This is a genomic window from Spirosoma endophyticum (genome assembly GCF_900112365.1).
In the GTDB taxonomy this organism is placed as follows: Bacteria; Bacteroidota; Bacteroidia; order Cytophagales; family Spirosomataceae; genus Spirosoma; species Spirosoma endophyticum.
Map to the genome: position 1 here is coordinate 1 of NZ_FOLQ01000014.1, position 12,411 is coordinate 12,411.

7 protein-coding genes are annotated in these 12,411 nt (G+C 45.2%); 6 read left to right on the top strand and 1 reads right to left on the bottom strand.

Translation table 11 applies throughout. From position 1 onward, the window contains the following. The 3 genes from BM202_RS25615 to BM202_RS25625 form a co-directional block, all read left to right on the top strand. Positions 1–316, top strand: a 316-nt coding sequence (locus BM202_RS25615; protein ID WP_143100751.1) for a transposase, incomplete at its 5' end; no start/stop codon positions are given. 628 nt (positions 317–944) lie between these two features. Next, the gene (locus BM202_RS25620; protein ID WP_093831550.1) at positions 945–1,688 is read left to right on the top strand and encodes a response regulator; all 744 of its coding nucleotides are present in this window, start codon (positions 945–947) and stop codon (positions 1,686–1,688) included. A 248-nt stretch (positions 1,689–1,936) separates the two neighbouring features. Then, the gene (locus BM202_RS25625) at positions 1,937–3,037 is read left to right on the top strand and encodes a hybrid sensor histidine kinase/response regulator (RefSeq protein ID WP_093831552.1); all 1,101 of its coding nucleotides are present in this window, start codon (positions 1,937–1,939) and stop codon (positions 3,035–3,037) included. Between the two features lie 783 nt (positions 3,038–3,820). Here BM202_RS25625 and BM202_RS25630 read toward each other — a convergent pair. Then, entirely contained in the window at positions 3,821–7,564 is a 3,744-nt protein-coding gene (locus BM202_RS25630) for a sensor histidine kinase (protein WP_093831554.1), read from the bottom strand. 561 nt (positions 7,565–8,125) lie between these two features. Between BM202_RS25630 and BM202_RS25635 the strand changes: the two genes are divergently transcribed. The 3 genes from BM202_RS25635 to BM202_RS25645 all read left to right on the top strand — a co-directional run bounded on the left by BM202_RS25635 (position 8,126) and on the right by BM202_RS25645 (position 12,353). Continuing rightward, positions 8,126–8,530, top strand: a complete 405-nt coding sequence (locus BM202_RS25635; protein WP_093831556.1) for a PadR family transcriptional regulator — start codon at positions 8,126–8,128, stop codon at positions 8,528–8,530. A gap of 21 nt (positions 8,531–8,551) precedes the next feature. Beyond that, positions 8,552–11,053 carry a PspC domain-containing protein gene (locus BM202_RS25640; RefSeq protein WP_093831558.1) on the top strand — a complete coding sequence of 834 codons (2,502 nt, stop codon included), beginning with the start codon at positions 8,552–8,554 and terminating at the stop codon, positions 11,051–11,053. A 154-nt stretch (positions 11,054–11,207) separates the two neighbouring features. Beyond that, positions 11,208–12,353 carry a hypothetical protein gene (locus tag BM202_RS25645; protein WP_093831560.1) on the top strand — a complete coding sequence of 382 codons (1,146 nt, stop codon included), beginning with the start codon at positions 11,208–11,210 and terminating at the stop codon, positions 12,351–12,353. Positions 12,354–12,411: the final 58 nt, after the last annotated feature.

Here is a 12,411-nt window from a genome sequence, read left to right on the forward strand (position 1 = left end):
CATTGAGTATCCTAAAAAGCTGGCTTGCCATGCGGGCGTAGCTCCCTTTGAGCACTCTTCAGGCAGTAGTGTACGGGGCAAGACCCGCGTGAATCATCATGCCCGAAAATCACTTAAAACGTTACTCCATATGGCAGCCATGTCGGCCCTACAGGTGAAAGGAGAGTTACAGGATTATTATCAACGTAAAGTCGCCGACGGTAAAAATAAGATGTTGGTCATCAACGCATTACGAAATAAACTCATCCATCGGGTCTATGCAGTGGTCAAGCGAGGCAAAAAATATGACAAAACTTATGCCCTCCCCCTTGCTTGATCCATAGAAATCGGCCCGGCGAAATAAGCCCGCGCCATGGTAGCCCAATAAGCGTGAAGGTGAAAGTCCTTCTCCGCAATGTAGGGGTAACAGCATCACCCCTACAGTAGCGACTAGTTCTCACCGAAGTGATTTTAGGCAAACGAATCACTCCGAAACAGCAAAACGACCCAGGAATAGCTATTCAAGTTGATTTTATTGTCAAAGTAGACAAGGTCATTGAAGTAATTTATTGCCAGCAAACTAACTGATAGTTATTTGTAGTTATTAATTAGTTAACTTAATTGAAACTGAATACATATAATATTTTTTATAGTATTATTTAAGTATATTTGACTACTGAAATTAATTCCAAATTAGCTAAAAAGTTACTTAGTATAATAAAACAGGACAAGGTTCTACAAGCGGTTTTCGGTCTCCTACAACTTTTTATCTTATCGCGATATAATGTAATTCGTAAAGCCTGAGAATCTGCTTTCTATATATTCTCAAGTGTTATCATACACTGTGCTCTAGCTAAATTAAAACCTCTTAGACTCTTTGCCAATAAAAGAGTTTCAGCGCATCATATGATTTTTAAGAGGAAAAAGTGGCCTAACAAACGCATTTAATCGCATCTACCATTCACATGTCGATTCAAATACTAGTCATTGAAGATGTAGTGCAAATCCGAGAAAACATAGCCGAATTACTAACGCTAAACGGGTATGAAGTGCGAATGGCCGAGGATGGCGCAATAGGAATTGTGGAAGCTAAACAATGGCAACCTGACCTGATTCTTTGTGACATTATGATGGCCAATCTGGATGGTTACCAGGTCCTTGAAACCATCCGCACTAGTCCTGATTTAGCCCATATTCCGTTTATTTTTTTAACGGCCAAAGCAGATATGGTGGATTTGCGGCAAGGAATGGGTTTAGGCGCTGATGATTATCTCACCAAGCCTTTTCTGATTAGTGATCTGTTAAATGCCATTGACAGCCGACTAAAAAGGAGTAAACAACAGCGAATTGATCTTGTACCATCGACTACGCACTTAAGAATGATCCGTGGCCGCGATGAAAAGGGATATATGCTCCTTAAAACGGAAGAATGTGTTTCCTTTTTTACTCAAAAAAGAGGGTATTTTGTTTGGCATCCGCGGGGTACCTTTCAACTGGATATAAGTTTGGATACGTTAGTTACAAAACTTGATCAGAAGCAATTTTTCAGGGTTAATCGGCATACAATTTTGCACCGGAAAAGTGTTCAAAAATACGCCTACTGGGATAAAGGGAAGTATTGCTTGTCTGTCGATATTGGTGGAGAACCTCAGGAGGTCACTTTAGCTAAAGCGCGGTTTCGTTCTTTTAAAGAATGGTTATCGATTTAGATGTATTACTGGAAGAAGCTATAGATTACAGTAGCCGCACAACTCCCACTCAGAAATGGAGAAACTAATACCGGGATGGTTTGATACGTATTTGCCAGGCAATTTGTAGAACTCCACGATGGCAATCTCGACGTAGCGAAAAAGGTACCACTTGTACAGTTGTCTTACCAATTAGGCATGATGAGGAACTTCCTACGCATGTTAATTTATCTTCTATAGGTAAGCAACTTTTCATCTAAAATTAAAAAATGACCACTCAAATCTTAGTTATTGAAGATGATATGCAGATTCGGGAAAACCTAACCGAACTGCTGTCATTACACGGGTTTGCCGTAAAATCAGCTGCCAATGGCCGGGAAGGTATCAGCCAGGCATTTCTCCAACCACCAGACCTCATTCTTTGTGATATCATGATGCCGGAGGTTGATGGGTATCAAGTGCTGAATGTAATGCGCAATAATCGGTTGATCGCCAATGTGCCGTTTATATTCCTGACCGCCAAATCAGATCCCACCGATATGCGCAAGGGTATGAACCATGGGGCGGATGACTACCTGACAAAGCCTTTTACCCTTCAGAATCTGCTACATACAATTGAAAGCCGTTTACAGAGAAATGAGCTATGGAAGGCGGATCTGAAAGCTCAGATAACTAACTATCGCCACACACTAGCCTCCGTGACGGCTCATGAATACAATACGGCCTTGTCTGGCATCATTGGGTTTTGTTCCTTATTAATTGAGGACTATCAACAACTCGGTAGTGAAGAAACCCTTTCCATGGTGACGATGATAAAGCAATGTGGACTGCAGCTAAAACGCTCTTTAGATAATGTTCAACGAATGGCTGTCTTGCAGCAGGTAGACTCTTCTCATGCTGATTATGGCCATTTTTCGAGTGGTAGTACCACAATTACGGCTGGGATGGTTGATAGCTATGTCCTAGCTATCGGGTACCGACAGGATCGAGAAGTAAACTATCAACTGGATGTGGAAAGCGCTCAGCTTCGAATTTCGGAAGAAAACCTGCAATTATGCTTAAGTGAGTTGATCGACAATGCTGTTAAATTCTCTGATTTAGCACAGACTATAGTGATCATTGGAAAGTTAGATGGAACAGACTATTGTTTCGACTTTACCAATATGGGACAACCATTTAAAGCCGAGTATTATGATCAGATAGCCCCTTATAAGCAATTTGATCGCCAAAAGTATGAACAGCAGGGATTTGGGTTAGGCTTATCGATTGTAAAAAAGCTTTTAGCATTAAATCAAGGCCGGATGACCATAGAGAGCCTATCTGAAGGTAAGACGAGGATAGCTATTTGGTTTCCCCTGCTCATTGATTAACAATAACTTACGTTTTTATCTCGCTCGAATAAAGCACTATCTTTTAATATAGAACTTCCATTTATAAAACGTCTTTTAATTTTTCTAACGGCCATTCTGTTGGTTATGTTCAGGAAGAATATCGTGATACCTACCGCTTCGTTAATCCCCTTTATTACTCTTATTCGCACCCCCAATCTTAATCCCTAGTCAGCAGTCTATCTGCCTAAGTTTACTATTGATAAAGCTCGGTGATACAATCGTATACGTTTGGACGTTTCGCCAGACGACACCGTGGGTATGCTGGCTGGCACGTACGCGAACCTGATTTTGGTAAATTCCGTCTGGGTACCCGGCAAGCCTATTGTTTTTCTGAACTATAAAGGTCAACTGCTACTATGAGAACAACCCGGAATAACAGCAAATCTTGTATCGATGGCTGTTTATATTTAGCTCTAACTGGCTCGGTAATGGATTTAACACAAACAGGGGTGGGCTATCAGGGGTATAAAATAGTCAATAAAACTGGATGTTACGTGGAAGAAAAAGCGGTCCGCCACTGCGGCAAATTTTTCAGCGTCTACAACGTTCGTGAAAGTATCTCTTCTCTTTTCACTGCTCCGGCCGCCCGGCCGCATCTGTACACTTTCGGTTGACGACATACACCTACTATATGGGGCTATATTTTTGGTACTCCTTATTAGAGAAAATCTGGCTTAGGCTAATGCCTGATGTGTTAAACCATATTCATTCCGTAGTTTTCATAATAAGACAGAAACAATTAGTGGATCAACCCTCCTGGCATTAGCCTTTCTCCACTTGCTCTGTGCATGTAATCGGCAAGGTAACGGTAAACGTGGTTCCACTTCTTTCCTGACTCTCAACATCCATCTGACCGCCATGCGAGTCGACAAATTGACGGGCGATGACTAATCCCAGACCGGTACCCTGTATGCCAGCGGTGTTACTGGCGCGGAAGAAAGCCTGAAAAAGAGAAGATTGCTCACTGATCGGAATGCCTATGCCCGTATCGATCACCTGCAATACCAACTGCCTGGTACTAAATTGAATGCGTAAGATAGGAGGTGTATTGAGAGAAAACTTAAAGGCATTCGACAGCAGATTGATCAGCACATGGCTGATCAGTTTAGCATCCAGATCGACCAAGTAGGGCGTTCCCTCAGTGTTCAGTTGAACACTCCGCTGATCGGAGCGACCACTAAAATGAGTCTCAATCAGACCCAAACAAAGGGCAATGACATCCTCCGACTTAGGGGTATATGCTATTTTCCCGGCGTCAATCTGGCCGATGGTCAATACATCGGTCAGTAAAGTACTAAACTGACTAATCTGTTTTTCGATAACACCCAGGTGTTTTTGAATAGAAGTCCGAGCACTTGTGGCGGGTAGATCTATATACAGCTTGATTAACTCGACACTTGATTGGATAGTCGTCAGTGGGGTACGGAACTCGTGGGAGGCCGTGGAGACAAACTGTGACTTGAGTTGGTTCAGTTCCTGTTCCCGCTGTAGAGATTGTTGGAGAAAAAATTCCTTTTCTTTCTGGCTGGTCACATCACTAGCAATACCAATGTGGCGGAGCACCTTTCCCGCTTTATTGCGAATAACAAAAGTGCGAATCAATAGCCAGCGCAAAGGTTTGTCAATTACTTGCAGTCTGTAATAGAGTTCTCCTGCTATTCCGGCTTTATATTGCTCGATAAAAGCCCAAACAGCGACCCGGTCTTCCTGCAGGAAGCTCTCCATAAACAAGGCCGCATCTTCGTGTGATTGCGGAAAAGTTGTGTTCCAAACCCGTTCAAAAGCCGCATTGACGTAGAGTAATTGAAATGGTTCGGCTGAATGAATCCAAAAAATCTCATCAACATTTTCGGCAATTTCCTGAAATCGCTGTTCACTCTCCTGAAGTTGATCCCGATCCTTCTGCTGCTCAACTTTAACTTGGAGTAACTGCATATGAAGTGCCTGCGCTTCTAGTTCCTGTTTTTGCTGGAGTATTTCAATAGATCGCGCCCGTACCTGGTTTTGTAAGGATACTTGCTGCGCCTTGATGTGGCTGACCCGTAGGCGGTACACGATGTACAAGCTACCCAGTAGCAGCAATAACGCTAAACTCTTAAACCAGTCCGTTTGCCAAACTGGAGGAATAATATGCAGGTTGACAAACGTACCGGTCTGATTCCAGATCCCATCGTTATTCGAGGCTCTGACCCGAAAAACATAGTCGCCTGGATCTAGATTTGTATAGGTCGCCGTTCGCTTGGTTCCTGCCTGAATCCAATCCCGATCGAAACCCTCGAGTTTATAAGCGTACTGATTATTAGTTGACACGATGTAATTCAAGGCGGCAAACTCGAAGGAAAGTACCGATTGGTGGTAGGAGAGCGAAATATCTCGGGTTTCACTGATTGGTTTATGCAGCACCGACTGCGCATCATGCATATTTACCGACTTGTTGAATAGTTGAAAATCGGTAATATAGACCGGTGGAATAAACGAATTATAGTGTAAACTATCAGGAAAAAAGCTATTGAGTCCACCTAAGCCCCCAAAAAATAACTGCCCACTCAAGCTTTTATAGCAGGACATTCGGTTAAAGGAACTTTCCTGCAAACCATCATTTGCATCAAAATTGTGGGTAGAGTAGGTTTTCGGATTAAAGGAACTCAAGCCCTTATTGGTACTTAGCCATAGGGTTCCATGTTTATCCTCAAGAATACCCTGAATCACTTCGTTGGCTAAACCGTCTTGCTGACGGTAAGCCATAAACGTTTGGGTAGTAAGATTAAACCGGTTTAAACCAGCATTGGTCCCTATCCAGAGTTGTCCTGTACTGCTTTCAAAAAGAATATTGACCTGGTTGCTACTGAGAGTTTTCAGGTTACTGTCCTTATGGATAAACTGAGTAAATTTGTTTGTTGCCGGGTAGAACACATTTATTCCTCCCCCATCGGTGCCCATCCAGATATTGCCCAGGCTATCCTCCCAAAGGCTGGTAATAGTAGGATAATTCAGTTTACCCGCCTGAGCCGCGTTTGGATGGTATTTGGTTGTCTCGCCCGTAGCCTGATCATATCGAATAAGTCCTTCCTCGAAAGTGCCCAGCCACATGATCCTATTCCTGGCCTCTAGGATGGCACTGATACTAAGTGGGCTAAAATTACCTTTCGGCTCAAAGGCATTTTTGGCTCGATTAAACAGCGTTAATCCTCCTTTAAAATTACCTGTCCAGATACGCTTGGCCCTGTCTTCATAAATCGTTAACACAAAATTGGTACTAATCGAAGCAGCAAACCGGCTCGTATCCTGATAGGCTCTGAAAACCGATTGTCCTTTTGTTAGCACATTGATGCCCCCCCCGTCGGTACCCAGCCATAAATCGCCCCGGTAATCCTCCCAAACGGCCAGTATATTATTATTGCTCAGCCTATTGGTATTTATTCGGGTGCGTTGATATAGTTTAAATTTCAGGGGGGGCGAATCCAGTTTATTGACTCCACCCGAAAAAGTGCCCACCCACATTGTGCCTGTTCGATCCCGATAGATCGAATAGATCGAGCCACTGTTGAGGCCCCGATTGTTATCGACTTGGTAAGGGTAGTAGGAAAAGGTGCCATCGGGATGTAACAGAGTAATCCCTCCGTTTTGGGTACCTATCCACAGGTTATGGTCTTTGTCTTCGGCTAGGGCTTTTACATCACTATGGCTCAGCTGAGCAGGTAGATCCGTCGTTTGTTGAAAGTGCGTAAAAACCTCTTGATCCCTGTCAAATCGGTTTAACCCATTATCTGTTGCGACCCAGAATCGCCCCTGAGAATCTTCAAAGCAGGAAGTTACATAGTTTTGACTTAACGAGTGCTGATCATTAGGATTATGGATATAATGGGTAAAGGAATTTGTTTTCTGATCTAACCGATTCAAGCCACCTCCCTGCGTGCCTACCCAGACCACACCGGCACGATCAATAAAAACAGAACTTACCTGATTATGACTCAGACTGCCGGTATTTGCAGCCTGATGACTGAAGTGCGTAAAGGTTTTTTGTTGGGTGTCAAACCGGTCCAGTCCACCACCAGACGTACCGACCCACAAGTAGCCATGAGCATCCTGAGCAATAGCCATGACCTTATTGTGGCCAAGGCTATTTTCCAGCCCTGGTATATGCTTGTAATTGGTAAAGGTTTCCGTTTTAGCATCAAACAAACTAAGACCACCATCATCAGTGCCAACCCATAAACGACCCTGTTTATCCTCAAACAGGCTATGTACATAACTATGACTTAGGCTCGTGGACTTTAGTGGATCGTTCCGGTAAAGTGTATAGGTATAACCGTCGTATTTATTGAGGCCATCCCGGGTCCCAAACCACATAAAGCCTTTTTTGTCTTGTACAATGCAGGTTACGTTATTTTGGGAAAGTCCCTGATTGGTGGTCAGGTAGGTAAATCGGGTGTTCTGCTGCTGCGCTTGGGCCGATGGGACGATCCATAGACCGGCTAGTAAGAAGCAAAAGAACCGGACGGGCATTGTCGCTTTGATCGTTGAAACGTACGACTAAAGATATGGTTTTTTTAAATTTAACAACATAAAATATTCATTTAATAGATTATGTATATTTAATGCTTTAAAGGTACATGTCACGTATACGACTAATTATAGTTGACAGTATTGAACGGCCTTCCTTTTTTTGTATTACATGAGTCTCTGAAAGCGCTACTCTTATTAATTCGAAAAGGCCAGTTGGCTTTATCGCTTAAATCGATAAATAGGCCCCAATTCTGGCGATTAAGTTGGGGATTTGATCAAATGCCGATTGAGGTGAAAACCGAGCTTATACACTAGGCACAACGGTTGCTGGCTAATAGTTATTATCAGCCCAAGTCTAAGCGGCAATAAACGTGCAAATTGACACATTTGCTAAAGTGGATTCAAATGTGTCGCATTTACTATCGTAACTGACAATACCGCCATTCACCCCTGTTTTTTACCGTTGATACAGTCTATAAAAAGATAATAGCAAAGTACCTTGCATCGCATAGTACCTTATGCTACCTTTGATGCAAGAAATTAACGAAATCCTATACACCAATGAATATAGAAAACGCTCAGGTGCAAATGCGAAAGGGAATCCTGGAGTTCTGCATCCTGCACATCATATCGAGGGGCGAAATTTATGCTTCCGATATGCTTGAAGAGCTGACCTCCGCCCGAATCATGGTTGTGGAGGGTACCTTGTACCCACTGCTAACTCGGTTGAAAAATGCCGGTCTGCTCGATTATAAATGGGTCGAGTCAACCTCTGGACCACCACGAAAATATTACCTCCTGACCGACCTCGGCCGTACTTCATTAGAGTCATTAAATGAAACCTGGCAGGAGCTTGCCGAATCGGTTACCTCCATTATTGAGAAGGTTGAACTGCATAAGAAAATTGCTAATGGGGCAACACCTGTTTCATTGCCGCCTACCCCAAATCCTTCTGCCAACGCTTAACCTAATCTCTTCTACATCGCCATGAAAAAGACCATCAGCATTAACATTAGTGGCGTCATCTTCCATATCGAAGAGGACGGCTACGACAAACTTAGAAGTTACCTGACAACGGTACAGCAGTACTTTTCGACCTACGAAGACAGTCAGGAAATTGTAACGGATATTGAAAACCGTATTGCCGAGAAACTGCTCGCCAAACTCAAAGCGGCCGACAAACAAGTTGTTTCCCTTGAGGATGTCAATGAGCTCACTGCGGCTATGGGCACGGTAGCCGACTTCGAAGCCGTTGAGGAAGAAGAAGTGCTGGTTACCAACGGTGGCCGACATTCAGCCCAGGGCCTTGGGCAGGGCCCCAAGGCTAAAACAGGCCCTGGTGCGCCAGAAAACCCTTTACCCCATGCCCCAAGCCCCGAGCCTTTTCCACGCCGGCTTGTGCGTGACCTGCGTCGGAAAACCCTCGGTGGCGTTTGTGCGGGTCTGGCTCACTATTTCAATATGGACGTAGTATGGGTTCGACTGATTTTTCTGATTCTGTTCCTGGCATTACCGCCACTGGGTCATGAGTTCGGGGCAGGCGTGTCTGGGTTTACCTTCATACTCTACATTGCCATGTGGATTGCATTACCCGGCACCATGGGTATTGAAGAAGATAAAACCGTTAAAAAATTCTTCCGGAATCCCGAAGACAAAGTGCTTGGGGGCGTTGCATCGGGTATTGCTGCCTACTTTGGCGTCGATACGGGCATCATCCGGTTGTTGTTTGTGCTGGGTATTGTCTTTTTCGGGGTTGGTTTCCTGCTCTACATCGTGCTCTGGATGATTGCGCCACAGGCCAATACGCTCACCGAGAAAATGGAAATGCAGGGCCAGCCCATTACGTTGACCAACATTGAAAACAGCATCAAACAGAATCTGAACATCAATGAAACGGCCAACAATGAAAGTACGCTGACCCGGGTTCTGCTCTTTCCCTTCCGGGCGATTGCTACCATTATTGGTGGACTGGGCCGTGCGCTGGGACCGCTGCTGAATGGTGTCGTGGGCCTTATTCGGGTGTTTGCCGGTGTGCTGATGTTAGTGGTAGCCTTTGCTTTAATGGTTGCGTGCTTAGCGGTTCTGGGCGCTTTCATTGGACTTGATGGCATTCAGATGGGTAACTTGCCCATTGACATGATCCGGAATGACGTTACTTTCCCAATGGTTCTGGCTGCATTCCTGACGGGTATAATTCCTGCATTCGGTCTGGCTATTTTGGGTGTCATGCTCATCATGGGACGTAGTGTTCTGAGTGGTCGTACCGCGCTGACGCTGGCAGGTGTGTGGCTGGTGAGTCTGGTTATTTTTGCCGGAACCGTTACCCCGCTGATTAACAGTTTCCAACGTCGCGGAACGGTCGAAGAAACGAAGGTATTGAACGTGGCCGCAGCTATTCCAACCTTCGCCATGAGCGATGTGGAAAATGACGATAACTGGCGCCCATCGATTGACGTGAAAGGATACGACGGTACGGCCTTAACGCTTGTACAATCGTTCCGTGCGCAGGGAAGCACTCGTACCGAAGCCCAGGCTAACGCCCGCCAGATCAAGTATGTATATACGGTGAAAGACTCGACGGTGAGTTTTGAAGAAACGCTGGAATTAGCGCCTAAAGCTCGCTTCCGGGCACAGGATCTGGATATGGAGCTGATGATCCCCTACGAGAAACCGTTTCGTATGACCCGGGAGTTTGCCCGCTTCATCCGCAATGAGTTTGGCGAAAAAGAGCTTGATCGCATGGGCGAAAGTATCTGGAAATTCACGAAACAGGATGGTCTGGTTTGCATCAACTTCCCCCGGGAGAAAGATCGGGATGACAATGATGAAGACAACGACGTGACCGACATTACCGACGATGTTCAGGATGCCGTAGCCAACGAACTGGGTGATGACTTCGACCATATCGGTTCGCATACCCGTCAGTTTAATGTTACGTCCTTCTCGAAAGTAGATATTTCGGGAGCATTTGTGGTCCGTTTCCGCAAGGGCGATACGTATAAAGTGGTTGCCGATGGCCGTGAAGACGACATGAGTGATATGGACGTTCGGGTCAATGGCAACATGCTCGAAGTAAAAATCGATCGTAAAGGGGGACTGTTCAACTGGGGCAATCGCAAACGTGTTGGACTGACCATTACGGTACCTGGTATCGACGAACTTAAATTGTCGGGAGCTTCGAAAGCCAGCCTGGTTGGTTTTGGTAACTACAAGAATCTGGATATCGACATGAGTGGCGCCTGCCGCACCGTGTTCGATGGGTCGGTAGAAAAGCTCTCGCTCGACTTATCGGGCGCGTCGAATGCGGTACTACGTGGACACGTAAATGAGCTGGAGGCTGACCTGGGCGGTGCCAGCAAAATTGAAGCAACCGGGCTGAGCGTAGACAAAGCGTCGGTTGATGCCAGCGGTGCCAGCCATGCCAACTTCGGTCATGTTGGATCGCTGGATTCCGAAACCTCCGGCGCCAGCAAAGTGACGCGTCAATAAAATTAGTAATAAGTGAAAAATGAAGCGTGAAGAATAATACTCTGTGTAGTTATTCTTCACGCTTCATTTTTTCACTCATCACTCAACCTTCCATCTATTCACTACCATGTTTCGCATACCTCAAGTAGTAACATTTTTTGTCTTTCTCTTAACCATGTCTACAGGGTTCGCGCAGCAGCCCGATACGTTGTGGACACGCTTACTCAACGAAAATACATCTTCATTAAAGCCTGGTTCCAAGGGTTTTACGGGAAAAGGATGGGATTTGATTCAGTCGGGTGTACAGCAAAATCAGTATGTATTGATTGGCGAAGATCATTTTATGGCCGAGATACCTTACTTTACAGAACAGGTATTGAAAACCAGTACGTTTAATACGTTTGCGCTTGAAGTAGACCCTTATGTCGCGCAGATTCTTAATCAAAAACTAGCGCAGAAAGATACCACTTCCGTTATGAAGTGGGCTTCTCAGACCGGGGCAGCCCTCTCATTTTATGGCCTTCGGGAAGAATTTCAAATGCTACAGGCAGCTAATCGGACCCACACTACGTTTATTGGGCTCGACCAGATTGCGATGATATCTGATCCACTGCTGTATGAGGATCTGGCTCGTACGGCCACTAGCGTCAGTTCGCGCAAGCAGTACGCAGTCATGGCAGAACGGGCCAGAGCAGCCGCCGACAAGTTTACGTCGGATATGAGCCAGCCCACCTATATGCAAAGTGCTATGTTCGATCAGGACGTAGCGGAACTGGAAAAAGGACCCTTGTCGGCCCACGAAAAAGAGATACTGGAGGGCATAAAATTGTCGGCTCGCATTTATAAAACCCAAAGCCACGCCTTGCGGGTACAACTCATGAAGCATCAACTCATGATGGCGTATGAGTCGGCGATTAAAAACAAGAAAGTACTCGTTAAAATGGGGGCCATGCATTGCGCCCGTGGGGAGAGCTACTTACGCGTATACGACTGTGGAAACCTGCTCAGCAACCTGGCCGATAGCGAGTATAAAACCACGTTTCACATCGCTATTTTTGGAAAGGATGGTGTACAGGGAAGCCCCTTTAAAAGTTTGCCTGCTCAAAAACTTGATCCGTATAACGGCGATCTGAAGTTTATAAAGCCTTTTTTCGATGCCACACCGAAAGAGGAATGGGCTGTATTCAACTTACTGCCGATACGCAAGGCGCTGCAAAGCCAGAAGCTCAAAATCGACGACATCGATCTGCGCCGGACCATTCTGGGGTACGATGTACTGGTCATTTTTCCGACGGCACATCCATCGCACTCAATAAATTAAGAACCGACATGCATAAATCAGTCCTTAGCTCAAACGTCATGAGCTAAGGACTGATTTA